The organism is Amycolatopsis sp. NPDC006131, from assembly GCF_040614175.1.
Lineage (GTDB): Bacteria > Actinomycetota > Actinomycetes > Mycobacteriales > Pseudonocardiaceae > Amycolatopsis_E > Amycolatopsis_E tucumanensis.
Genome location: NZ_JBEXTX010000119.1, coordinates 1 through 22,799, shown reverse-complemented (window position 1 = coordinate 22,799; position 22,799 = coordinate 1). Strand labels below are relative to the sequence as shown.

Annotated in this window: 28 protein-coding genes; 18 read left to right on the top strand and 10 right to left on the bottom strand. The window is 68.9% G+C overall.

Annotated features, from left to right (window positions below; translation table 11 throughout):
* Window positions 1–158: 158 nt before the first annotated feature.
* Both ABZ215_RS36965 and ABZ215_RS36960 read left to right on the top strand, forming a co-directional pair.
* On the top strand, window positions 159–1,730 hold the full coding sequence (locus ABZ215_RS36965) for a multicopper oxidase family protein (protein WP_354955136.1): 1,572 nt from the start codon (window positions 159–161) through the stop codon (window positions 1,728–1,730).
* Between the two features lie 4 nt (window positions 1,731–1,734).
* A complete protein-coding gene (locus ABZ215_RS36960; RefSeq protein WP_354955134.1) occupies window positions 1,735–2,223 on the top strand; it encodes a hypothetical protein in 489 nt (162 codons plus the stop codon).
* On the opposite strand, the gene ABZ215_RS36955 is transcribed toward ABZ215_RS36960, so the two are convergent.
* Window positions 2,150–2,887, bottom strand: coding sequence for a cytochrome c biogenesis protein CcdA (locus ABZ215_RS36955; protein WP_354955132.1), 738 nt, complete (start codon window positions 2,885–2,887; stop codon window positions 2,150–2,152). The genes ABZ215_RS36960 and ABZ215_RS36955 overlap by 74 nt on opposite strands.
* 83 nt (window positions 2,888–2,970) lie before the next feature.
* On the opposite strand from ABZ215_RS36955, the gene ABZ215_RS36950 reads away from it, so the two are divergent.
* The 10 genes from ABZ215_RS36950 to ABZ215_RS36905 all read left to right on the top strand — a co-directional run bounded on the left by ABZ215_RS36950 (window position 2,971) and on the right by ABZ215_RS36905 (window position 9,539).
* Window positions 2,971–3,660, top strand: a complete 690-nt coding sequence (locus ABZ215_RS36950) for an ABC transporter ATP-binding protein (RefSeq protein WP_354955130.1) — start codon at window positions 2,971–2,973, stop codon at window positions 3,658–3,660.
* Window positions 3,654–4,337 (top strand): heme exporter protein CcmB, encoded by a 684-nt coding sequence (locus tag ABZ215_RS36945; RefSeq protein ID WP_354955128.1) that lies wholly within the window; start codon window positions 3,654–3,656, stop codon window positions 4,335–4,337. The genes ABZ215_RS36950 and ABZ215_RS36945 overlap by 7 nt, the downstream gene beginning before the upstream one ends.
* Complete coding sequence (gene ccsA, locus ABZ215_RS36940) at window positions 4,334–5,053, top strand: cytochrome c biogenesis protein CcsA (protein ID WP_354955126.1); 720 nt, start codon at window positions 4,334–4,336, stop codon at window positions 5,051–5,053. The genes ABZ215_RS36945 and ccsA overlap by 4 nt, the downstream gene beginning before the upstream one ends.
* Window positions 5,054–5,179, top strand: a complete 126-nt coding sequence (locus ABZ215_RS36935) for a hypothetical protein (RefSeq protein WP_354955124.1) — start codon at window positions 5,054–5,056, stop codon at window positions 5,177–5,179.
* Entirely contained in the window at window positions 5,176–5,613 is a 438-nt protein-coding gene (locus ABZ215_RS36930; RefSeq protein ID WP_354955122.1) for a cytochrome c maturation protein CcmE, read from the top strand. Before ABZ215_RS36935 ends, ABZ215_RS36930 begins: the two co-directional genes overlap by 4 nt.
* Window positions 5,610–7,586 carry a cytochrome c-type biogenesis CcmF C-terminal domain-containing protein gene (locus ABZ215_RS36925; RefSeq protein ID WP_354955120.1) on the top strand — a complete coding sequence of 659 codons (1,977 nt, stop codon included), beginning with the start codon at window positions 5,610–5,612 and terminating at the stop codon, window positions 7,584–7,586. The genes ABZ215_RS36930 and ABZ215_RS36925 overlap by 4 nt, the downstream gene beginning before the upstream one ends.
* Window positions 7,579–8,064 (top strand): cytochrome c-type biogenesis protein, encoded by a 486-nt coding sequence (locus tag ABZ215_RS36920; protein WP_354955118.1) that lies wholly within the window; start codon window positions 7,579–7,581, stop codon window positions 8,062–8,064. The genes ABZ215_RS36925 and ABZ215_RS36920 overlap by 8 nt, the downstream gene beginning before the upstream one ends.
* On the top strand, window positions 8,061–8,645 hold the full coding sequence (locus ABZ215_RS36915; protein WP_354955116.1) for a hypothetical protein: 585 nt from the start codon (window positions 8,061–8,063) through the stop codon (window positions 8,643–8,645). The genes ABZ215_RS36920 and ABZ215_RS36915 overlap by 4 nt, the downstream gene beginning before the upstream one ends.
* Window positions 8,642–9,271, top strand: a complete 630-nt coding sequence (locus ABZ215_RS36910) for a redoxin domain-containing protein (protein WP_354955114.1) — start codon at window positions 8,642–8,644, stop codon at window positions 9,269–9,271. Before ABZ215_RS36915 ends, ABZ215_RS36910 begins: the two co-directional genes overlap by 4 nt.
* A gap of 67 nt (window positions 9,272–9,338) precedes the next feature.
* Window positions 9,339–9,539: a zf-HC2 domain-containing protein gene (locus ABZ215_RS36905; protein WP_354955112.1), complete on the top strand. Its 201-nt coding sequence runs from the start codon at window positions 9,339–9,341 to the stop codon at window positions 9,537–9,539.
* Here the strand turns inward: ABZ215_RS36905 and lnt are convergent.
* Together lnt and ABZ215_RS36895 are read right to left on the bottom strand one after the other, a co-directional pair.
* The gene (lnt, locus tag ABZ215_RS36900; protein ID WP_354955140.1) at window positions 9,536–11,059 is read right to left on the bottom strand and encodes an apolipoprotein N-acyltransferase; all 1,524 of its coding nucleotides are present in this window, start codon (window positions 11,057–11,059) and stop codon (window positions 9,536–9,538) included. The two genes, ABZ215_RS36905 and lnt, sit on opposite strands and share 4 nt — an antisense overlap.
* A gap of 158 nt (window positions 11,060–11,217) precedes the next feature.
* On the bottom strand, window positions 11,218–11,850 hold the full coding sequence (locus ABZ215_RS36895) for a DUF2218 domain-containing protein (protein WP_354955110.1): 633 nt from the start codon (window positions 11,848–11,850) through the stop codon (window positions 11,218–11,220).
* A gap of 102 nt (window positions 11,851–11,952) precedes the next feature.
* Between ABZ215_RS36895 and ABZ215_RS36890 the strand changes: the two genes are divergently transcribed.
* Window positions 11,953–12,531 carry a TetR/AcrR family transcriptional regulator gene (locus ABZ215_RS36890; protein WP_354955108.1) on the top strand — a complete coding sequence of 193 codons (579 nt, stop codon included), beginning with the start codon at window positions 11,953–11,955 and terminating at the stop codon, window positions 12,529–12,531.
* Here ABZ215_RS36890 and lgt read toward each other — a convergent pair.
* Window positions 12,500–13,402: a prolipoprotein diacylglyceryl transferase gene (gene lgt / locus ABZ215_RS36885; protein ID WP_354955106.1), complete on the bottom strand. Its 903-nt coding sequence runs from the start codon at window positions 13,400–13,402 to the stop codon at window positions 12,500–12,502. The genes ABZ215_RS36890 and lgt overlap by 32 nt on opposite strands.
* An 80-nt stretch (window positions 13,403–13,482) precedes the next feature.
* Here lgt and ABZ215_RS36880 point away from each other — a divergent pair, with 80 nt between their 5' ends.
* From ABZ215_RS36880 to ctaD, 4 genes are all read left to right on the top strand, one after another.
* Window positions 13,483–13,842 carry a BlaI/MecI/CopY family transcriptional regulator gene (locus ABZ215_RS36880; RefSeq protein ID WP_354955104.1) on the top strand — a complete coding sequence of 120 codons (360 nt, stop codon included), beginning with the start codon at window positions 13,483–13,485 and terminating at the stop codon, window positions 13,840–13,842.
* Entirely contained in the window at window positions 13,839–14,792 is a 954-nt protein-coding gene (locus ABZ215_RS36875; protein ID WP_354955102.1) for a M56 family metallopeptidase, read from the top strand. Before ABZ215_RS36880 ends, ABZ215_RS36875 begins: the two co-directional genes overlap by 4 nt.
* Window positions 14,793–14,860: 68 nt before the next feature.
* Entirely contained in the window at window positions 14,861–15,142 is a 282-nt protein-coding gene (locus ABZ215_RS36870) for a metal-sensitive transcriptional regulator (protein ID WP_354955100.1), read from the top strand.
* Window positions 15,143–15,326: 184 nt separating this feature from the next.
* Window positions 15,327–17,072, top strand: a complete 1,746-nt coding sequence (gene ctaD, locus ABZ215_RS36865; protein WP_354955138.1) for a cytochrome c oxidase subunit I — start codon at window positions 15,327–15,329, stop codon at window positions 17,070–17,072.
* On the opposite strand, the gene ABZ215_RS36860 is transcribed toward ctaD, so the two are convergent.
* The 6 genes from ABZ215_RS36860 to ABZ215_RS36835 all read right to left on the bottom strand — a co-directional run bounded on the left by ABZ215_RS36860 (window position 17,061) and on the right by ABZ215_RS36835 (window position 22,075).
* On the bottom strand, window positions 17,061–18,260 hold the full coding sequence (locus ABZ215_RS36860; RefSeq protein ID WP_354955098.1) for an aminotransferase class V-fold PLP-dependent enzyme: 1,200 nt from the start codon (window positions 18,258–18,260) through the stop codon (window positions 17,061–17,063). The genes ctaD and ABZ215_RS36860 overlap by 12 nt on opposite strands.
* On the bottom strand, window positions 18,257–19,066 hold the full coding sequence (locus tag ABZ215_RS36855) for an amino acid ABC transporter ATP-binding protein (protein WP_354955096.1): 810 nt from the start codon (window positions 19,064–19,066) through the stop codon (window positions 18,257–18,259). The genes ABZ215_RS36860 and ABZ215_RS36855 overlap by 4 nt, the downstream gene beginning before the upstream one ends.
* A gap of 2 nt (window positions 19,067–19,068) precedes the next feature.
* Complete coding sequence (locus ABZ215_RS36850) at window positions 19,069–19,794, bottom strand: amino acid ABC transporter permease (RefSeq protein ID WP_354955094.1); 726 nt, start codon at window positions 19,792–19,794, stop codon at window positions 19,069–19,071.
* On the bottom strand, window positions 19,748–20,584 hold the full coding sequence (locus ABZ215_RS36845) for an ABC transporter substrate-binding protein (RefSeq protein ID WP_354955092.1): 837 nt from the start codon (window positions 20,582–20,584) through the stop codon (window positions 19,748–19,750). The genes ABZ215_RS36850 and ABZ215_RS36845 overlap by 47 nt, the downstream gene beginning before the upstream one ends.
* 312 nt (window positions 20,585–20,896) lie before the next feature.
* Complete coding sequence (locus ABZ215_RS36840) at window positions 20,897–21,640, bottom strand: M23 family metallopeptidase (protein WP_354955090.1); 744 nt, start codon at window positions 21,638–21,640, stop codon at window positions 20,897–20,899.
* A 117-nt stretch (window positions 21,641–21,757) separates the two neighbouring features.
* A complete protein-coding gene (locus tag ABZ215_RS36835) occupies window positions 21,758–22,075 on the bottom strand; it encodes a hypothetical protein (RefSeq protein ID WP_354955088.1) in 318 nt (105 codons plus the stop codon).
* Between the two features lie 127 nt (window positions 22,076–22,202).
* Here ABZ215_RS36835 and ABZ215_RS36830 point away from each other — a divergent pair, with 127 nt between their 5' ends.
* Complete coding sequence (locus ABZ215_RS36830; RefSeq protein ID WP_354955086.1) at window positions 22,203–22,742, top strand: carboxymuconolactone decarboxylase family protein; 540 nt, start codon at window positions 22,203–22,205, stop codon at window positions 22,740–22,742.
* Window positions 22,743–22,799: the final 57 nt, after the last annotated feature.

The following is a 22,799-nucleotide window of genomic DNA, read 5'->3' as shown; positions in this document are numbered from 1 at the left end:
GTCCACGCCGGGGTCAAGGCCCCGTCGCAGGCCCTCACCGACGCGGTCATCCCGGGCGACCACGACAAGGACAACGCGAGCGAGCAGTGATCCGCCGAGTAGCCGCGGCGGACATATACTATTGACATTCGTAGATGAAGCGACCGGCCGAGGGAGTCATGACACCTTCCGAGCACCTGCCCCTGTTCCTGAGCAGCCGCATGAGCCGGCGCGGGTTCCTCGCGCTGGGAGCCGGTGCGACCGCGGCGGTCGGCCTGGCCGCGTGCTCGTCGGGAGGCGGCACCGCCTCGGGGGCGAAGATCGGGCCGACCTCACCTCTGGTGGCACAAGCCGAACAGGCGCGGCGCGCGGGCAACGCGAGCCTCCAGTCGGTGACCCTCGACGCGATGCCGAGCGACGTGGACCTCGGCGGCATCCAGGTGAAGACCTGGACCTTCGGCGGCTCACTGCCAGGGAAGGAAATCCGGGTCAAACGGGGTGAGGTGCTGCACGCACTGCTGACCAACCGCCTCCCCCAGCCGACCTCCATCCACTGGCACGGGCTCGCACTGCGCAACGACATGGACGGCGTGCCGGACGTCACGCAGGCCGCCGTGGCCCCCGAGGGCAACTTCACCTACGAGTTCACCGTGCCCGACGCGGGCACCTACTGGTTCCACCCGCACGTCGGAGTCCAGCTGGATCGCGGCTTGTACGCACCACTCATCGTCGAAGACCCCGAGGAAGGCGGCAATTACGACACCGAGCTGGTGATCGTGCTCGACGACTGGCTCGACGGAACCGGCACCGATCCCGACGCCGTCCTGGACGACCTGCGCAAGAACGGCATGATGATGGGCGGATCGACCGGCTCCGACATGTCCGAGATGGGGCACGGCGCGATGCCCGGGATGTCCGGCGTGGGCAAGTCCAACGTGCTGGGCGGCGACGCCGGGGACGTCAGCTACCCGTACATGCTGGCCAACGGCCGGATCGCGAGCGCGCCCACGAGTTTCGAAGGCAGGGCAGGCCAGCGGATCCGGCTCCGGTTGATCAACGCCGCGGGTGACACGGCGTTCCGCGTCGGTGTACCCGGCGTCCCGATGCACGTTTCACACACCGACGGCTTCCCCGTCGTGGCCCCCGGTGGGGTCGACTCGGTGCTGCTGGGCATGGGAGAACGGATCGACGCCGTCATCACCCTTCCGGACCGCGGCGTGCCCGTGCTCGCGATCCCGGAGGGCAAGGAAGCACCCTACGCCCAGGTCCTGCTGCATTCCGGCGCCGCCCGCGCGGGCGCCGCGAACGACGGCGCGGTGACACAGCTGAAGATGTCCGGCATCGCCACCGTGGCCGACTTCACCGCGGCCCCCACCGTCGCCCTGCCGGACAAGACGCCGGACGTGACCCACGATCTGGTGCTTGCCGGCCCCGGCGCCAAGTACGACTGGATGATCAACGGCAAGGCGTTCAACCCCCAGGACGGCCTGCCCATCCAGCAGGGCCAGCGGGTCCGGCTGCGGTTCGTCAACAACTCGGACATGTTCCACCCGATGCACCTGCACGGCCACACCTTCCAGGTGCGTGGCGCGAACGGGACGGGTCCCCGCAAGGATACCGCTATCGTCCTGCCCCGAGAGACCGTCGAGGTCGACTTCGACGCGAACAACCCCGGCCAGTGGCTGACCCACTGCCACAACATCTATCACGGAGAAGCGGGCATGATGACGGTGGTGTCCTATGTGGAGTGAGCACGTGCGGAGGTGGGGACCGCCCGTCGGCACCGCCGTGGTGAGCGCCCTCGCCGTCGGCGTGCCGACCGACGTCATCGACACTGCGCTGTTCACCCGGATGACCGCGGTCCGCTGGTGGGAGCCGCCCGTGCTGGTCCTCACGGCGGTGCTGGCCGGGGTGTGGGTCGCCATTCCCCGGCGGGCCGGCGACGTCCGTGGTCGCGGAGGCGTGCTCGGCGCGGTCACGGCCGCGGTGTTCGCTGTGGGCTGCCCGATCTGCAACAAGATCGTCGTGGCACTGCTGGGCATCTCCGGCGCCCTCGGCATCTGGGCGCCCGTGCAGCCGGTGCTCGCGGTCCTGTCCCTGCTCGCCCTCGCCGCCGCCGTCGTGGTGCGGTGGCGGCGGCGCGCCTGCCCGGTGGATGTTCCGGGACAGGTCACACCGGAGGCCAGCCCAGACGCGCGAACACCGCGAGCATCCGGCCCATCAGCTGCGTCCATCCCCCGGTGAGCATCGCGATTCCCATCGCGATCAGCAGCACGCCACCGGCGATTTCGATCTTGCGGGTGTGCCTGCGCAGCCAGCCGAGGCCACGTTGCCCGCGTGCGATACCGGCCGCGACGAGCACGAACGGCACACCGAGCCCGATCGAATAGGCCAGCAGCAGCAGCGCCCCGGTCCCCACCGTGGCGGTGCTCGCCGCGGTCGTGAGAATCGAGGCCAGCACCGGCCCGACGCACGGCGTCCACCCGAGCGCGAACGCGGCCCCGAGCACCACCGCACCTCCCGGCCCGCTTCGCACCCGGTGCAAATCGAAGCGAATCTCTCTGTGCAGCAACGGAATTCGGACCAGCCCGAGTGTGACCAGGCCCATCACGATCACGAGAACACCGCCGAGCACGGTCAGCGCCTGCCGTTGCTGCGCCAGCAGAAGCCCGAGCGCCGACGACGTCGCGCCGAGCGCCACGAACACGGCCGAGAAGCCCACGATGAACAGCAGGGATGCGGCACCCACCCGGCGCTTCGTCACCACGGCCGACGGACCCTCGTCCGAGGGACGGCAGATTCCGGAGATGTAGGACACGTAGCCCGGCAGCAGCGGCAGCGCGCACGGCGACGTGAACGAGATGATTCCGGCGAGCACGGCCAACGACAGCGACGCGTACAACTCCACTCGACAAACCTGCCTGTTCGATGGAACCCAGCCGCACCGGGGGCATCAGCGCTTCCCGGCACCGGGCTTGTATCCTACGAGCGATGATAGTAGGTGGCGTGGATCCGGTGGTCGCCGTCGCGGACCTGGGCGTCGACCTCGGCCGCACGCCGGTCCTGCGCGGGCTCGACCTCGTCGTGGGAGCCGGGGAGGTGGCCGGGGTCGTGGGCCCCAACGGCTCCGGCAAGAGCACCCTCCTGCGCGTGCTCGCCACGCTGCTGCCGCCGACCGGCGGTGGCGGGTTCGTGCTGGGCGCGCGCCTGGGCACCGCAGCCACCCACCGGGTACGCCCGTCGATCGGCCTGGTGGGCCACGACAGCGCCCTTCACCCGCGGCTGACCCTGGAGGAGAACCTGCGGTATCTCGCCGCCCTGACCGGGCGATCGGCCAAGGCGGCAGAGGAGGCACTCGACGTCGCCGGACTCGTCCGCGCGGCGAGCCGGCGGGCCGAACACTGCTCCCAGGGGATGCGCCGTCGGGCGGACCTCGCCCGGATACTGCTCACGGAGCCGTCCCTGCTGTTGCTCGACGAGCCCCACTCCGGCCTGGACCCGTCCTCGTTCAGGTTGGTGGACCTCCTGGTCCACGGGGTCCGGGCCAGGGACGGCGCCGTCGTGATCGTGTCGCACGATCGACCACGGCTGGAATCGGTGGCCGACAAGCTCGTCGCCCTTGATACGGGACGCCTCGTTCCCGCCGCGCCCGGCATGGCCCCGGAGGGCCGTCGATGGTGACGGCGACTGCTCCCAGCCCGCTGCGGCAGGCGTGCGAGGTGGCCCGGGCAGAGCTGCGGATCGAGGCCCGGGGCGGCGAGGTGCTGTGGATCATCACCCCGTTCGGCGCCGTGGCGTTGTTACTCGTGCCGCTGGCGGTCGGCGCGGACCGGCCCCTGCTCGCCGGGCTCGGCATGGGGATGTACTGGGTGGTCGTGCTGCTGTTCGGAGTGCTGGTCACGCTGCGCCAGACGGCGGCCGATTCGGCCGGCCACCTGGCGATGCTGCGCTTGGCCGGGATACCGGCGGCCGCACGTGCGGCGGGGCGGGCCGCCGCGACCGCGGTCGTGCTGCTGCTGTTCGAAGCCCTGTTGCTGCCGGTGACGATCGCGCTCTACCAGCCCGACCTCTCGGGTGGCGCCTGGCTGCCGGTGATCATGCTCCTCACCAGTGTGGGCTTGGCGGCGCTGGGCACCCTCGCCGGGGCGCTGGTGCACGGCTTCGCCGGCGGCAGCAGCCTCGGCCCGGTTCTGGTCTGCCCACTGGCGCTACCCCTGCTCCTGGGCGCCACGGAGATCTTGAAGGCCGCGGCCTACAGTCGCACGCCCTGGTTGTGGCTGCTGGTCCAGATCATGACGGTGGCGATCGGGTGGCTGGCGCTGCTGCTGACCGCGAACGCTGTGGAGGAAAGCGCATGAGCCTGCTCGGACGTCGTCTGCCGGTCGTGGCCGGGATCCTGCTGGCGGCCGGCCTGGTGGGCGCGGTCCTCGCCCCACCGGATCGCGTACAGGGCGAGTACCAGCGGTTGATGTACGTTCACGTGCCCACCGCCTGGGTCGCCTATCTCTGCTTCGCCCTCACCGGCGTCCTCGGTGGACTGTGGCTGTGGCGGCGCCGGGACCGGTTCGACCGGGCGGCCGCGGCGAGTGCGGAACTGGGCGTGCTGTTCACCGGTCTCACGATCGTGCTCGGCTCGTGGTGGGGCAAACCGGTGTGGGGTGTGTGGTGGACCTGGGATCCGCGCCTGGTCACCACCGCTCTGATGTTCTTCGTCTACCTCGGTTACCTCGCCTTGCGCCGCGGGACCCTCGATCCGGCGCTGCGCGCACGACGCTCTGCCGTGCTCGGGATCGTGGCGCTGGTCCAGGTGCCGATCGTGCACATGTCCGTCGTGTGGTGGCGTGCCCTGCACCAGCCGCCGACGGTGCTCAAACCGGGCGATCCCACGATCGACCATCGGATGCTCGTGGTGCTCCTGGTCAACCTGGCGGCGTTCACCGTCGTCGCGTTGATGCTGCTGCGCGCTCGGATCCGGCTCTCGGTACTCGAAGAGGACCTCGCCGCGTCGCGCGTGGCCGAGGACCGTGAACTCGCCGGCGGCGCAGTCCGCGCTCCCCGGCTGGAAGGTCGGTGAATGATGTCCGAATGGGCCTGGGTGGTGGTCGGCTTCCTGATCGCCTTCGGCTCCCTGGTGGGCTACACGATCAAGCTGATCGTGCACTCGGCCGCGATCCGCCGGGAACGGGAGCGGCACAAGTGAAGCGTTACCGCCTGCTCGCCGTGTCGGGCGTCGGCATCGTCGCGATCCTGGTCGGCGTACTGCTGTTCGGCAACCTCAACGGCAACCTCGTCTACTACCTCACCCCCGGCGAGGCGATCGCCAAGCACGGCGACTACCCGGACGGGCGACGTTTCCAGCTCGGCGGGTTCGTCCGTCCCGGCAGCGAGCAACGCATCCCCGGCGGGTTGGAGTTCGTCGTCGCCTCGGACACCACGCCGGACAGCCCCGCTGTCACCGTGCTGCACACCGGTCCGGTCGCCCAGCTCTTCCAGCCCGGCATCGGCGTGGTCGTCGAGGGCGCCTGGCAGGGTCAGGAGTTCGTCTCCGACACCATGATCGTCAAGCACGACGAGAACTACCGACCGCCGGCCTCGTCCGGGCCACCCGCCACCAGTGGAGGTGACCCGCGATGAAGTACGCGCTCCCAGCGGCAGGGTGGGCGGGTGCACTGCTCGGTCTGGCCGCGTCCCTGGTGCTGGCCCTGTACGGGTTCCGCGCGCAGCGGCGTCCCCAGGCTGTCCGGGTGAGCCAGTTGCGAGCCGCGACCGTGCTCATGGCCGTCGGCGCGGCCCTGTCGATGATCGCGCTCGAGACGGCGTTGCTGACCGACGACTTCACGATGTCCTACGTGGCCGAGACCCACTCCCGGGCGACGCCCCTGCTGTACACGATCACCAGCGCGTGGTCGGCGCTGGACGGAAGCATCGTCCTGTGGGCCTTGATCCTCGCCGGGTACATCCTGTTCGCCGCTCGGCGGATCACCGGCATCACCGATCGGCTGGGCACCGGCGCACTGGCGTTCATGGGTCTGGTCGCCGCGTTCTTCTTCGGCCTGATCACCACGGTCGCCAACCCGTTCGAGATCCTGCCCGACCCGCCCATCGACGGGCCGGGACCGAACCCCTTGCTCCGCAACGACATCATGGTCGCGATCCACCCACCATTGCTCTACCTCGGGTTCGTCGGGTTCACCGTCTCCTTCGCCTACGCCATGTCCGCTCTCGTCATCCGTCGCGCCGGAGTCGACTGGCTGGTCCGCACGCGGCGGGCGAACCTGGTGGCGTGGAGCTTCCTGACCGCCGGACTGGTTGTGGGCGCCTGGTGGTCCTACGAGGTGCTCGGCTGGGGCGGCTACTGGGCCTGGGACCCCGTCGAGAACGCCGCGTTCATCCCCTGGCTCGTCGCCACCGCGTTCCTCCACTCGGCGGTGGTCCAGGTCAAGCGCGGGATGCTGCAGGCCTGGAACTTCGTCCTCGCGCTGACCACCTTCGGGCTGACCATCCTGGGCACGTTCCTGACCCGATCGTCGGTGGTCGCCTCGGTCCACTCGTTCACCCAGTCCGGGGTTGGCCCTGCCCTGCTGGGATTCTTCATCGTGGTGCTGGTGGGTGGATTCACGCTGTTCGCCGTACGCGGCGAGGCGGTCGCCAACCGGACCCGATCGTTGCGGCTGGCCAGCAGGGAAGGCGTGTTCCTGCTCAACAACCTGCTGCTCTGCCTGTTCGCCTTCGTCGTCCTGCTCGGCACGGTCTACCCGATCTTCGTCGAGGCCCTCACCGGCAGCCAGGTGTCGGTCGGGCGCCCGTTCTTCGACCGGATGGCCGTCCCGCTGTCCTTCGCGCTCCTGCTGGCGATGGGAGCCGGGCCGTTCACTCCGTACCGGTGGGCGACCCCGAGTCTGCTGTGGACCCGGCTGCGGTTCCCACTCCTGTTCGGCAGCGCCGCGGCCGCGACGGTCACGCTGGCTGGGATCCGCTCGGTGGGGGTCATCGCCGTGGCCTTCCTCGCGACCACCATCACCGCGGCGAGCGTCCGGCACCTGCTCGTCACCGCACCGAACCGGCGGCCCTCGGGACTGTGGCGGCTGGTCAGCGGCCAGCGGGCGTACTGGGGCGGACAGCTCGCCCACATCGGGGTCGCCGTGGTCGCGGTGGCGATCGCGGTCGCCGGAGCCACCGCGACCCGGGCCACCGTCACCCTCGAGCCCGGTGGAAGCACCGAGTTCGGCGGTTACACCGTCACCTTCGACCGCGCCGAGCAGCACACCGAGCCCGACCGCGTCCAGCGGGACGCCCACTTGTCCTTCCACGCCGACGGCGAGCTCGACTGGACCGCCACACCGAAGCTGGAGTCCTTCACTAACCAGCCCCAGGCGGTCGGCATTCCGAGCGTCTGGAGCACTCCGGGGCGCGATATCTACGTGGCGCTCGCGCAGCTCACCCCGGACACCATCACGGTCAACCTCTACCGCTATCCCCTGATGTCGTGGCTGTGGGCGGGTGGTTTCCTGATGGCCGCGGGCGGCTTGTGGGCGCTGAGTGAGCGGCGCCGCCGCCAGGACACCGGCGACCGCTCCCAAGCGGAGGAGGCGTCCGCACGTGCGTAGAAGGCTCATCAGTCTCGCGTGCCTGGCCGGAGTCCTGAGCCTGCTCGGGGTGGTGGCGGCTCAGCTGCTGACCGGCCCGGGCACCCCGGGCGACCGCGCCTACCAGCTCGAGCAGCGCCTGCGGTGCCCGGTCTGCAAGAGCGTCTCGATCGCGGAATCGCCGTCCGAAACCGCCGGCGCCATGCGACAGGCCGTGCAGGAGCAGGTCGCTGCCGGCCGCAGCGATCAGGAGGTCGTCGACTACTTCCGAGCCAGGTACGGCGACTGGGTCCTGCTCGACCCGCCCGTCCGCGGACGCACCGTCTGGCTGTGGCTGCTGCCCGCAATCGGCGTACTGGCCGGCGTGGCTGGAGTAGCCACGCTCGCGCGAAGGCGGCGGCATCATGCGGCCCCCTTCCTCGGTGAGGATCAACGACAGCAGGTCGTGCGAGAGGTGGAGGCCGCACGCGGAAAGTACCGTCGCGAGGATCTGCTATGAGTCTTGAACGCGAACTGGCCGAAGAGGAACGCGATCAAGCGATCCGGGACCTCATCGCACTCGACGAGCAGATCAGGGCGGGCGAGGTGCCACCCGGGCCTGCCCAGCTGCTCCGCTCCGAGTACGAACGAGCCGCCGCCGACGCCCTGGCCCGGCTCGACTCGTTGCCCGCCCAACCGTCCGGCTCCCGCCGCGCCAGGCGCGGTGCCCGTACCCGGGCGCTGGCCTACCTCGGAACGGTGCTGCTCGCGGCCGTCGCCGCACTCGTCATCCTCCCGGACTCGGTGCAGCAACGACCGCAGAACGGATTCGTCACCGGCAACGAGGTCATGCAAAGCACTTCCGGTATGCCGATGCCCATGCCGTCGGCGGCACCCTCGCTGCCCGCCGACGCCGACGCCGCGGCCACGGCACTGTGGATCCAGGCGAACGTCGAGCTGTTCCAGCGCAACGACCCCGAGGCCGCCCTGCGCACGCTCGATCAGCTCCAGCAGCGCCCGGACCTCAGCGCCTCCGCCCGGCAGGACGTTGCCGCGCTGGTGGACACGGCACGACGGGAACTGAGGAAGGCAGGCCGATGAGCGCTCGGACGGACACCGACGACCCCCGCAGTTCGACCATGCGGTGGCTGCGCTGGGCCGCCCTGGCCATCGCTGTCGTCACGATCGCCGTGGGCGCGATCCTGGGGACCGGCCTCGGCAAGGATCCGACCCTCGTGGACACACCGCTGGTCGGCAAACCGGCCCCGGACTTCACGCTCCCCTACCTCGAGCGCGACGGCGAGCTGGCGCTGAACTCGCTGCGCGGGCGGATCGTGGTGGTCAACTTCTGGGCCTCGTGGTGTGTCCCGTGCCGCTCGGAGCAATCCGTCCTCACCGCCGCGGCGGACACCTACGCGGACTCGGGCGTCACCTTCGTCGGTATCAGCTACCAGGATCAGCGCCGACCGGCCGTCGATTTCCTGAACGAGCTGGGTCGCGGCAGGCAGTACCAGTACGTGACCGATCCCGGGTCCCGCACCGCCATGGACTTCGGTGTCTACGGGATTCCCGAGACGTTCTTCATCGACCGCTCGGGCACCATCGTCGCCAAGATCACCGGTGAGACGGACGCACCCTTGCTCGCCGGCGTCCTCGACGACATGCTGGCCGGCCGTCAGCCGCAGTCCCGCACCGAGGGGTCGGTCCAGCCCGCGCCCGGCCAGTGACGTATACCAAGAGCACGGAATTCGTCCTACTATGACTGTTCGTAGTGGTGATGCGACGGGAGGCCCCATGGTGCGAAGGTGTCCCTTCACGACCACCACCGCCAGCTATCTGCTCGGCATCTTGAGCCCGCAAGAGCACGCCGAGTTCGACCGTCACGCCCGGATGTGCTCGCCGTGCCGCCGGGAGATCGAGGAGCTGACCCCGGTCGTGCGCCTGTTGAAGGCGATCAAGACAGACCACGCGTCCGCCAACGGCCAACTGGGCTAGCCCTGGGACGGCTCGGCTACCTGCTCGACTCCACGCTTCCGGTGACGTAGCAGCGCGACCAGCACGGCCGCGACCGCCGCCGCGATGGTCGAGTACTCCGGCCAGGCGCCCAGCCGGTCCGACAGCGTCACCTGGCTCCGCAAGGGCACCTCCTCGACGAGGAACCCCGCGGTGAACAGCTCGGTCGAGCTGACCACCGTCCCGTCCGGCCGGATGACGGCGCTAACCCCGCTGGTCGCCGCGACGACCACCGCACGTGCGTGTTCCACCGCGCGCAGACGGGCCATCGCGAGCTGCTGGTAGCTCATCTCGCTGCGCCCGTACCACGCGTTGTTGGTCGGCACGGTGAGCAGCTGCGCACCCGCCCGGACCGCGTCCCGGGCTGGGTAGTCGTAGGCGACCTCGTAGCACACCTCGACACCCACGCTGGTGCTCGCGACCGGGAGCACGGCAGGTCGCCCGTCCCCGGGGACCACCTCTTCAGCCTCGTTCACGAATGGCGTCACCAGCCGGGCGACGGACCGTGCGGGCGTGTACTCACCGAACGGCACCAGCTGCTGTTTCGCATAGCGCTCGCCAGGCCCCACTCCCGGCTCCCACGCGATCACCACATTCCGCACCCGGCCGTCGGACCTTCGCTCGAGGGCCCCGACGAGCGCGTCGGCACCGAACTCGCCGACCACCGCGTCCAGCCGTGACCGGTCCACCGGCACGTTCGCGGCCGATTCGGGCCACACCAGGAGGTCAGGCTTGGCGACACGGCCCGCCTCGACCTCCGCCAGGAGCCGCCGGGTCTCGGCCAGGTGGGTCTCCCTGAGCAAACTCCGCTGGCCTTGCAGGGCGAGGCCAATGTCGGGAGCACCACCCTGAACCACCGCGACCGTCCGGGTTCCCGTCTGCGCCTCGGTGCCGACCGTGGGCCAGACCACCAGCCCCGCAGCAACGGGAGCCACGATCGCCGCCACCGGTCCGAGAAGGACGCGGGGCCGATCTCCCTTCCGCCGCAACCGCACCAGCAGGACGCTCGCCCCGAAACCGCACAACACCACGGAAAACCCGACCAGCGGCGCCCCACCGATCGAGGAAAGCGACAGGAACACGCCCCCCGGCTGGGTGAATGCGACCCGCCCCCAGGGAAAACCGCCGAGGGGGAACCACGCCCGCGGCGTCTCGGCAGCGATCACGATCAGCGCCATCCACACCGGACCTGCGGGCAGCCGCTGGACAAGCGTGATCAGGCCGCCGACGAGCGCGAGGTAGAGCGCGAGGCTGGCCGACAGCGCCAGCCACGGCCACGGCCCGAAATCCGCCCCGAGGAAATCCTGCAGCCACGACAGCAACGGCAGGAACAGCGCGAGACCGAAAACGAACCCGTACCCGCACCCCGCCCGGAATCGCCGCTCGTGCAAGACCAGCCCGAGCCCGGCGAACGCGACCGGCGCCAGCCACCACAGCGGGCGAGGCGCGAAGCTCAGGTACAGCAAGGCCCCGGAAGCCGCGGCGAGCGCTGATCGCCACAGGACCGGACCCCGCCGCCGGCGCCTTGTCGCCCGCTTTGGTAGGAGGTCGACGGCGGTGCTCACCGGCGACGAAACCTGGGCAACCGCATCCGTGCCCTTTTCACCGGTTCGCTGCGCCACAAGTTCATACTACTGTTCTTAGTAGATCACGCCGACCGTCAGTCCCGACGGCGGGCGAGGTGTCGGCGCACGCCGAACAGGACGCCGGGAAGAAGTAAGTGGGCGCCGACGACCAGGACCGGCACCACAGCCACACCGAGCGCGGTCCAGCCCAGCCAGCGAATGACGACGGCAGCGGCCCCCGCCGCGCCGAGGTGCGCAGCGACGAGCAGCGCCACACCGAGCACCCCTGCCGCAGCGAGAAACCGTCCACGCCGACGGGGAGGAGCCGTGGCATTCGCCCTCGATTCCGGCGCTTCGGTGTCCGCGGCCCCGACCGGGTCTTGCCAGCGCACGGCGAGCTGATCCCGCCTCCCGAAACGACTGAAGTTCCGGTCGATGATCCCCTGAATCCGGGACAGGCCGTCTTCATCGGTCGCGTCGATACGCAGGATCAGCGCACCCTCAGCTGCCTCAACGAGGCACAGGCCCCAAGGCCGGAACGTGATCGTTCCGGCGGTGTCGGACCATTCGGCGCGCAGCCCATCAGGCATTTCCCGCGTCGGTCGACCCGGGTCGTGCCCGAGGGGGCGGTGGAGCCCCCGGCGGCCCACCTGACTCGCGTGGCGGCAGAGCTGGACGAGGTAGCGGCTCGGGCGGTCGGTCTCGACCCGGCCCTCGGCGGTCACCATGACCCTGCCCCTTCTCTCGTCGTGTTGCACGCAATTTATCGATACATGCTGTCTACGGTCAAGATGCAGTGTCGCGTATTCGACGAGCCGTATAGTAGGTTCGTGCCGAAGTTGTGGAACGACACGATCGACGCGCACCGCCGGGAGGTGCGCGAGGCGACGATGGAAGCAGCAGCCGCACTGGTGACCGAGCAGGGACTGCGAGCGGTGACCATGTCGCGCGTGGCCGAGAGGGCCGGGATCGGGCGAGCCACGCTGTACAAGTACTTCCCCGACGTCGAGACGATCCTGCGCGCCTGGCACGAGCGCCAGATCGCCGCACACCTCGAACACCTCGTCCAGGCCCGCGACGGGGCGGACACACCTGCCGCCAGACTTGAAGCCGTACTACAGGCCTACGCCTTCGTCTCCCATCACACCGGCCGACACCACGACACCGAACTCGCCGCGTTCCTGCACCAGGACGAGCAGGTCGCGAAGGCACGACAGCAACTGCGCACGCTGGTCCGGGACCTGCTCGCGGAAGGCGCCGCGGCCGGAGTTGTCCGCGTCGACATCCCCTCAGACGAACTCACCACCTACTGCCTGCACGCCCTGTCGGCGTCCACCGGCCTGCGTGCACCCGACGCGGTCGAACGCCTGGTGAAGGTCACGCTTGCCGGACTGCGTTCTCCCGGCTGACAACACCAGGCCCAGCGGCCTCCCTCGCGCCTTTGCGCCGCGTGGCCGCGAAGTAGGCGACCGCGCCGAGGAAGACGACCGCGGAAACGATCGTGTTCACGCGGAGACCGAACACCTGGGTGGCGGTGTCATCGCGAAGGAGCTCTATCCAGAAGCGACCGAGGGTGTAGCCCGCGACGTAGAGAGCGAAGACCCGCCCGTGTCCGAGCCGGAACCGCCGGTCGGCCCACACCAGCAGCACCACGACCACGGCGATCCAGAGCATCTCGTAGAGGAACGTCGGCTGCACGACCGCGACGCGCGGGCCGTCAACGGCGACACCTCCGAGGTTGTCCTCCCGCCCCGTCAGAGGGTCGACCCGGCGGTAGATCTCCAGCCCCCAGGGCAGGGAAGTCGGCCGACCGTAGATCTCCTGGTTGAAGTAGTTCCCCAGGCGCCCGATCGCCTGCGCGGCGGCGATGCCCGGCGCCACCGCGTCGGCGAACAGCGACAGGGACACGCCGGCGCGGCGGCACCCGATCCAGGCACCCAGCGCACCGAAGGCGATCGCACCCCAGATACCGAGCCCGCCGTCCCAGATCTTGAGCGCGTCCCACGGGTTCTTCCCCGGGCCGAAGTAGCGCCAGTAGTCGGTCGCCACGTGGTAGACACGGCCTCCGATGATGCCGAACGGCACAGCGAAGACGGCCACGTCGGTGACGGTCCCCGGCCTGCCGCCCCGGGCGATGTACCTCCGGTTTCCCCACCAGATCGCGGTCAAGATGCCGGCGATGATGCACAGGGCGTACGCCCGGACCGGGACAGGGCCGATCTGCCAGACCCCCTGCGGCGGGCTGGGAATTGCCGCCAGCACCGTGACCGACCCTGACATGTCGTTTCTCCTTCGAGCCGGTAGGCGGGAACCGCGCCAACAGTTACTATTGGCAATAGTAGGCCAGCGCGGGAGGTGCGATGTTCGGGCTCGGCGAGCTGGAGGCCGCCGTCATGGAGGTCCTCTGGCGGACAGACGAGCCGGCGAAGGTCCGTGACGTCCTGGATCGGCTGGACACCGGGAAGCGGTTGGCTTACACCACCGTCATGACGGTCCTGGACCACCTGCACCGGAAGGGGTGGGTGCGCCGGGAACTGCACGGCAAGGCCTACCTCTACCAGCCGGCGCTCGCCCGCGAGGAAGCCGCGGCGAGGGCGCTTCGGGAGGTACTGGCCGAATCCGGCAACCCGGAAGCAGCCCTGCTCCGGTTCGCCAGGTCGGCGTCGGAGGAAGAGGCCGCCGTGCTGCGAGCCGCTCTCCGCAGAGGCCGTCGCCGGTGATCGTCGCCGTCGCACTCGTCGTGGGTGCCCTCGTCGCCGGGTGGCTGGTTCCACGCGTCCTGACCCACGCGGATCTGCGGCATCGCGACCCCAGGGCACTCCTCAGCGCTTGGCTGTTGTCGATGTCCGGTGTGCTGCTCGCCGGCACCGTCGGGATCCTCCTGCTGTTCATCCCAGAGCACGGCACGGCCGGATCGCTCGCCACCGCGCTGAACGGGTGCTGGACCGCACTGCAACACGGCACATCGCCGAAGCTGGAGGAGCTTGGCGGCGTCGCGAGCGTGATCATGTTGCTCGCCGGCGCGATCCGACTGGCGGTCGTCGGACTGGGCGAGATCCGGCGGGTGCGGCGGACCCGCCGGGATCATCTGGCCCTCCTGCGCCTTGCCGGCCGGGCCGGCGCTGGCCGTCCCCGCACATTGTGGCTCGCACACGATGAGCCGATGGCGTTCAGCATCGCCGGCCGGCCCGGCGTCATCGTGGCAACCGACGGCCTGACCCGGCACCTGCCGTCAGCTTGCGCGGCAGCCGTGCTCGCGCACGAGCAGGCGCATCTGCGCGGCCACCACCACCTCCTGGTCGGCCTCGCCGAGGTGCTGCGCAGGACCGTGCCGTTCGTCCCCTTGTTCCGCCAAGCGCCCACGGCGATTCGTGACCTCGTCGAACTGTCGGCTGACGAAGCGGCAGCGCGACGGCACGGGCCGGCCGCGGTCCGCGCAGCCCTCCTGGGCGTGACGGGACACGGCGTTCCCGACGGGGCCCTGGCGATAGCCGGCGACGCCGTCGCCCTCCGCCTCGCACGCCTCGACAGGTGGAACGAGTCCGGCAGCGCACGCCGGGCACTGGCCTGCGGCGCGGCGGGAATCGTCGCGACGACGTTGCCGTTCGTCACCGGCGGAGCCTTGCTCCTGACCGCGGCCATTGCGGCGTGCCCGATCGGCGTGCAGTAGACCCCCACATACCCCTTTCGGGTATAGACTCGACGTTGAGGTGACACTCGACGCGGGCAGGTGAACCGATGGCCAGCTACACCGGGGACAAGGACAGCTACCTCAAGCGGCTGCGACGGATCGAGGGACAGATCCGCGGACTGCAACGGATGGTCGAAGAGAACAAGTACTGCATCGACATCCTCACCCAGGTCTCCGCGGCGACGAAGGCGCTGCAGTCGTTCTCATTGGAGCTTCTCGACGAACACCTCGCCACCTGTGTGGTGGACGCGGCCGCCGCGGGTGGCCAGGAAGCGGAGGAAAAAGTACAGGAAGCTTCGCAGGCCATCGCCAGGCTCGTGCGCTCCTGACTTCCCTTCCACCGCACCTGCCGGGCGGCTGGCGCAGTAGAGCACGATCCGGCATCCCGACGCCGACGAGAAACCGCCCGCTGGCGTTGCGACCAGCCCGTGACTACTATCACATTTAGTAGAACGGCGAGGGTGCCGGAGGTGCCGCGTGACCAGGTCGCAGATCGAGTTCGCACCCGCACCGATCGCCCGGCGGGTCCGTCCACCCGGCCCGCGGGGCGCGGTACTGCTGGGCTTGCTCCGCACGACGGACCACAAGCTCATCGGCATGATGTATCTGGTCACCTCGTTCGGGTTCTTCCTGGTCGGCGGACTTCTCGCGCTGCTGATGCGCGCCGAGCTCGGACGCCCGGGCCTGCAGTTCCTCTCGAGCGAGCAGTACAACCAGATGTTCACCATGCACGGCACGATCATGCTGCTGCTCTACGCGACCCCGAACCTGTTCGCCTTCGCCAACCTCGTCGTGCCACTGCAGATCGGCTCGCCCGATGTCGCGTTCCCCCGGCTGAACGCCTTCTCCTACTGGCTGTTCCTGTTCGGCGGCTCGATCGTGCTGTCCTCGTTCCTCACCCCCGGCGGCGCCGCCGACTTCGGGTGGACCGGGTACGCCCCGCTCTCCAGCGCCAGCTACTCACCCGGCATCGGCGGTGACCTGTGGATCGCGGGGCTGGCCGTGTCCGGCCTCGGCACGATCCTCGGCGCGGTCAACATGGTGACCACGATCGTGTGCCTGCGCTGCCCTGGCATGACGATGTGGCGGATGCCGATCTTCACCTGGAACATTCTCTTCACCAGCGTCCTGGTACTGATCGCGTTCCCGATCCTCACGGCAGCGCTGTTCGGCCTGCTCGCCGACCGCGTCATCGGTGCGCACGTGTTCGATCCGGCCAACGGCGGAGCGATCCTGTGGCAGCACCTGTTCTGGTTCTTCGGCCATCCCGAGGTGTACGTCGTCGCACTTCCCTTCTTCGGGATCATCACCGAAATCGTGCCGGTGTTCGCCCGCAAACCGTTGTTCGGTTACCGGCTGATGGTGTTCGCCACCCTCGGCATCACGGCGTTGTCGATCGCCGTCTGGGCGCACCACATGTTCGCCACCGGCGCCGTCCTGCTTCCGTTCTTCTCCTTCCTGACGTTCCTGATCGCGATCCCGACCGGGATCAAGTTCTTCAACTGGATCGGCACGATGTGGAAGGGGCAGCTCACCTTCGAGACGCCGATGCTGTGGTCGGTCGGGTTCATGGTCACGTTCCTGCTGGGCGGGCTGACGGGGGTCATCCTGGCCTCACCGCCGCTGGACTTCCACATCACCGACAGCTACTTCGTGGTGGCGCACTTCCACTACGTGCTGTTCGGCACGATCGTGTTCGCCACCTTCGCCGGGATCTACTTCTGGTTCCCGAAGATGACCGGGCGGATGCTCGACGAGAGACTCGGCAAGCTGCACTTCTGGACCACGTTCATCGGGTTCCACACGACGTTCTTGGTCCAGCACTGGCTCGGGGCCATGGGCATGCCGCGCCGCTACGCCGACTACCTGGCCAGCGACGGATTCACCCTGCTGAACACCATCTCCACGATCGGCGCATTCGTCCTCGGCGCCTCGGTCCTGCCGTTCATCTACAACGTGGTCAAGAGTTACCGGTTCGGCGAACCGGTGACGGTGGACGACCCGTGGGGCTTCGGCAACTCGCTCGAATGGGCCACCACCTGCCCGCCGCCGCGGCACAACTTCCTGGAGCTGCCCCGGATCCGCTCCGAGCGGCCCGCGTTCGAGCTGCACTACCCGCACCTCGCCGAGCGCCTCCACAGCGAAGGTCACATCACGCTCTCCGGCAAGCCACGGCCACACCACCACGCCACCCCTGCCCCCTCGGAACAACTGGCGGACGCGGTCGAAGGCAAGCAGGGCGACGACTCACCGGCCTGACCGCAGGATCGCCACCTCCAGCGCCAGGCAAAACGTCTCGATCTCGTCGACGGTGTTGTAGTAGTGCACCGACACACGAACCACTTCCGGCAGTCCCCGTGCCTCCATGTCCCATCGCGTCGACGGGGCCCGGGACACGCTGACGTTGATGCCGCGCTCCGCCATCGCGGCCTTCACCGCGTCCCCCGGCATCCCGTCCACGGTGCATGAGACGATGCCGCACCGCTGCAGCCCGGTGTCGCGGACACGCACACCCGGAAGCTCCTCGAGCCGGCCCCGCAGATCCTCGGCAAGACCCCCGACGCGGTCACGAATCGGCTCGATCCCCCAGCCGAGGGCATAGTCGATGGCGGTTCCTAAGCCGATCTTCGCCGCGTAGTTGCACTCCCAGGATTCGAACCGGCGCGCGTCGTCGCGCATCCGGTAGCCGTCCCGGCTGACCCAGGTCGCGGCATGCAGGTCCAGCATCGGTGGCCGCAGCTCGGGCAAGAGCTCGCGGCGTACGTAGAGCAAGCCGGTTCCCCGTGGTCCGCGCAGGTACTTGCGTCCGGTGAGCGAGAGCATGTCACATCCGATGGCCTCGACGTCTAGTGGGAGCTGGCCGGCCGACTGGCAGGCGTCCAGCAGGAACGGGATACCAGCCGCACGGGTCACCCTCCCCACTTCCGCGGCGGGGTTGACCAGACCACCGTTGGTGGGTACGTGGGTCAGGGACACCAGACGCACCCGGTCGTCGATCATCTCGCGCAGCCGGTCGACCGACAGCTGGCCGGACTCGTCATTGGGGACCACGTCGATCCGCACGCCGGACCGCTCCGCCACCTGCAGATAGGCGATGAAGTTGCTGGCGTACTCGGCCTCGCTGGTCAGAATGCGGTCACCGCGCCCGAAGGGGATCGCGTAGAAGGCGAGGTCCCAGGCTCTGGTCGCGCTGTCCACGACCGCGATCTCGGCTGTCGAACAGCCGAGCAGCCGCGCCGCCGAGCTGTACACGCCCTCCACCACGTCCGAGGCCGCCGCGGCGGCCTCGTATCCCCCGATCCGGGCCTCGAGCTGCAGGTGACCGACCACGCTGTCCAGGACCGGCTGCGGCATCAGCGAGGCTCCGGCGTTGTTGAGGTGGATCACGGTGTCACACCCCGGCGTCTCCTTCCGGGCGGTGTCGACGTCGAAGGTCCCCGTGGTCATACCGCCTCCTCGCCGCGACGCGGCAGAGGCGCCGACACCGGTGCCGCGGTGTGTTCGACCAGGCGGAGGAACGACCGCGCCCGTTCCTGGGCGGGCCGGGTGAAGAAGACGTCCGGTGCCGCCTCCTCGACGATGACACCCCCGTCCATGAAAACGATCCGGTCGGCGACCTCGCGGGCGAAATGGGTTTCGTGGGTGACGATCACCATCGTCATCCCTTCACCGGCGAGCTCCTGGATCACGTCGAGGACCTCGGCGTGCAGTTCCGGGTCCAGCGCCGACGTGGGCTCGTCGAACAGCACCACCTCCGGTTCCATCGCCAGTGCCCGGGCGATGGCCACCCGCTGCTTCTGCCCACCGGACAGGCGCGACGGGTACTCGTCGCGCTTGTCCGCCAGTCCCACCCGGGCCAGCAACCGCTCCCCCAGCGCGACCGCCTCGGCCGTCGCCAGCCCGCGGACCTGGCGCGGCCCTTCGATAACGTTGCCGAGGGCCGTCATGTGCGGAAAAAGGTTGAACTGCTGGAACACCATGCCGGTACGTTGGCGGGCCCGTTGCGCCAGACGTCGGCGCGATCGATCCCGCCTGCCGCCGCAGGTGAACGCGCAGTCGCAGATCCGCACCTGGCCCGCATCGGGCTCCTCCAGCAGGTTCATGCACCGGACGAGGGTCGTCTTCCCCGAGCCGGAGGGGCCCATGAGCACGATCACCTCGCCCCGCTCGACGGACAGATCCACTCCCCGGAGCACCTCCGTATCGCCGAACCTCTTGCGAACGCCGGTGATCTCGATGGTCGGTCCACTCATGATCAGTACGCCCTTCCCAGCCGCTTTTCGAGCATCCCCTGCCCGACGGACAGCACGGTGTTGATCAGCCAGTACATGGCACCGGCGAGGAGAAACGCCTCCATGTACCGGAAACTCGCGTTGCCGACGCTCTCCGCGACCCGGGTCAACTCGACCACGGTGACCGCGGAGGCCAGGGAGGTGTCCTTCATCAATGCGATGAACCGGCTGCCCACCGCCGGCGTGGCGATCCGGATCGCCTGCGGGAACACGATCCGCCGGAAGGTTCGCCCGTAGGGCATGCCGATGGACGAGGCCGCCTCCCACTGTCCTTTGTCGACACCGAGAATGCCGCCGCGGAAGTTCTCGCTCAGATAGGCCGCCGAGAACAACGTCAGCGCGAGGATCGCCGACGGAATCGGTTCGAGCTGCACTCCCAGTTGCGGGAGTCCGAAGTAGATCACCATGATCTGGATCAGGAGGGGTGTTCCGCGGAACACCGAGACGTAGGCGATCGCGGCACCTCTCAGCACCCGGAGCCCGGAGATCCGGGCCAGGGCGATCAGCGCTCCGAGAACCGAACCCAGGATGAACGATGCAACGCCGAGCAGAATGGTGACACCGAAACCGCGCAGCAACATCGGGAACGCACTGGTCAACAGATCCATGACTTCCTCCACACGCGACGGGCGGCGACGGTTTTCAGTTCGCGGGCAGCGCCCTGAGCTCGGCTGCCATGTCCAGACCACCGAGCCACTGCTGGGAGATCCGGGTCAGCGTTCCGTCGGCGATCATCTCGTTGATCACCCGGTCGACCTCTCGTTTCAGCGCGGGCGAGTCCTTGCGGAAGGAGATTCCGTTGACCTCTGCTTCCAGCAGCGGCCCGGCCGGCTTGACGGCCAGCCCGTTCTTGCTGGCCAGGTAGCTGCCCTGGAACCGGGAGACCAGCATGGCGTCGGCGTTGCCACGCGAGAGGTCGGTCAAGCCGAGCGTGGCGTTGTCATAGGTCTTGACGTTGACGTCGGGGATCTTCTCGGTGGCGAACTTGTGCTGTGTGGTCCCGGCTGACACCGCGACCGTCCTGCCGCGCAGGTCCGCCAACGAGGTGACCGACGTGTTCGAGGTCGGGACGAAGATCGAGATTCCGTTGACCTCGTAGGGCCGGGAGAAGTCGACCTGCTGCTTGCGCTCCTCCGTGATGGTCTGGCCGGAGATCACCATGTCGAACCGGCCTGCCTTGATTCCTTCGATGAACGTCTGGAAGCTGGCCTGGACGAACTCCACTTTCCCGATGCCCATACGCCGGGCCAGCTCGTGGGCGACATCGACGTCGTAGCCCGCGGGAACGCCGTTGGCGTCGACGAAGTTCCACGGTGGGTTGGCCTGGGTCAACGCCACCCGCAAGGTTCCGTTGCCGCGGACGTTCTCCAGGACGTCGCCCGAGGCCGGGTTGGAGCACGCGATCAGCCCGCTCAGAGACGTGAGCAGCACCGTGGAGAGGATCGTTCTCCGGGACAGCTGGACCTGTGACCTTCGCATAACGTCTCCCTCACTCATGGGGACCGTGACGGTGAGGCGTCATCCACGACTTCGCACCACCGCTGCGTTTGTGCACGTCACTCGAGTGAGTGAAACAGTATGCCCCCGTAGGGTATTGGTCAACCAGCGATCACCCGGATGCGCCGGACGTAACCCAGCCGCAACAAGCCTTGCCATTGCCAGGATTGCGGTGAACCGCAGGGAAAACGTAGTACTAATTAGCCTAGTACAAGAGGCTTCCCGAGTAGGTACAGGCGCCGAAAGAGGGTCGCCTCAGACTACAGCGATCGCGAGACGAGAGGCCGGATGCCGTCAGCCAGCCGTGACATCGGCGCCGCGGTCCTGCAGCCATTCGAGCGGGTCCACCTTCTTGCCGCTCGGCGACCACACCTCGAAGTGCAGGTGCGGTCCGGTCGAGATGCCCCGGTTACCCACCTGCGCGATCACCTGGCCACCCTCCACGCGCTGCCCCTCACGCACGGAGTAGCTGTTGATGTGACCGTAAACGGTGATCGTCCCGTCGTCATGGCGGATCCGGACCCAGAGCCCGAATCCGCTCGCCGGCCCCGCTTCGATCACGACCCCGGCCATCGGCGCGCGGATCGGCGTGCCGATCTTGTTGGCGATGTCCAAGCCGTAGTGGGTCGTCCCCCACCGGGGACCGTAGTTGGAGGTGATCACACCGGTCACCGGCGCGAACACCCGGTTGCGAAGCTCTTCCTGCCTTGCCGCCTCCTGCCGAGCCGCTTCCTGGCGCGCGGCCTCGTCCCGAGCCGCCTGCGCCGCTTTGTCCCGGCGAGTCTGTTCGGCGTCATCAAGGGCCGCGACCTCCTCGAGGGCGGAACGCTGGGGAGCTGGGAACACGAGGCGCTCCGCGACACCGGCTCCGCCACCGCCAACACCGGTCGACGTCAGGGTTTCCGCCTCAGCAGGCGCGACCCCCCCGTTCGGCGCGGCCTGGGCCGCCGCAACCGCCGCTCCGGCGGCGAATCCGGCCAGCAAAACGCTCGTCCGCAGGCTGTTCCGGACGACACGCTGCGCGTGATGACCAGCCACGATGCGCCTCTCGGGTCGGGGACGGGGGCGTCGTTGCCAGAACGTTACCACTATGAAGGTTAGTAGAGACGAGGGAGGGGGTAGCGCGGCCGGCGTGCGTCACCACCCCCTCTCCGATCAGGCGCGCACCCGTCGGCCGGCGAACACCGCCCCGACAATGAACAGCAGGCCCGCCATGGGCCATCCGATCAGCAGGTCCTGCAACCCGGTGGTCGGCAGCAACGTGAAGTTCCCGAGATGCGCACCGATGTGCACCACCGCCATGACCACCCCGACGACCATCAACGCCCAGCCGACGGCGCGGCCGACGAGCCAGCGGCGATACGCCGCGGTGTACGCCACCTTTCCCGGCTTGCTCATCTCACGCCGGAGATTGGCCTCCATCGCGCGTTGCTGCTGGCGGCGCTTGCGTCCCCCGCTCGACATTTTGGGCATCTCCCACTCCTTCGATCTCGGCGAGCTCCCTACTAAGAAGCCTAGTAGACGGACAGCATCCTCGGAACTTGCTCGCTACCCCCGGGGGGTATATCCTCGCCCCAGGAGGCAGACACAGGAGGTTGCAATGCGCCGCATCGCCACCCTGGCGCCAGACGCCGCACCGGCGAAGTCTGCGGAACTGCTCGCCGGCATCATCGCCCGGCACGGCGGTGCCGGGGACATGGTGTCCACGATGGCCCACTCACCTGCGACCCTGCAGGGCTACCTCGACTTCTCCCGGGCCATGAAACGTGCCGCGATACCGCGGAAGGTCAGCGAGAAGATCTCCCTGGCGCTGCAGGAGTGGATCGGCTGCGGTACGTGCCTGGCGGCGCACGCCGGCGCCGCGCGGTCGCTCGGCCTGTCCGAGACCGACATCGCCCTGGCTCGGCAGGCGACGTCCACAGATGCCAGGGAGACGGCGCTGATCGCGTTCGCCCTCGCCGTTCTCGCCGAGCCCTCGTCGATCAGCGATGCCGACGTCGAGAGGCTGCGCGCACACGGATGGAGCGACCGCGTTATCGTCGAAATCCCCGCCCTCGTCGCGCTCAATCAGCTGACCGGCACGTTCAACCTCGTGGTCGGTCTGCAACCGGACGAGCCCGCCGCGGCGCAAGCCTCTTAGCGGCGCGCCCACGGCGGCGGGACGGGGACCGCCCAGACATGACGAGGCGGCGCCGGC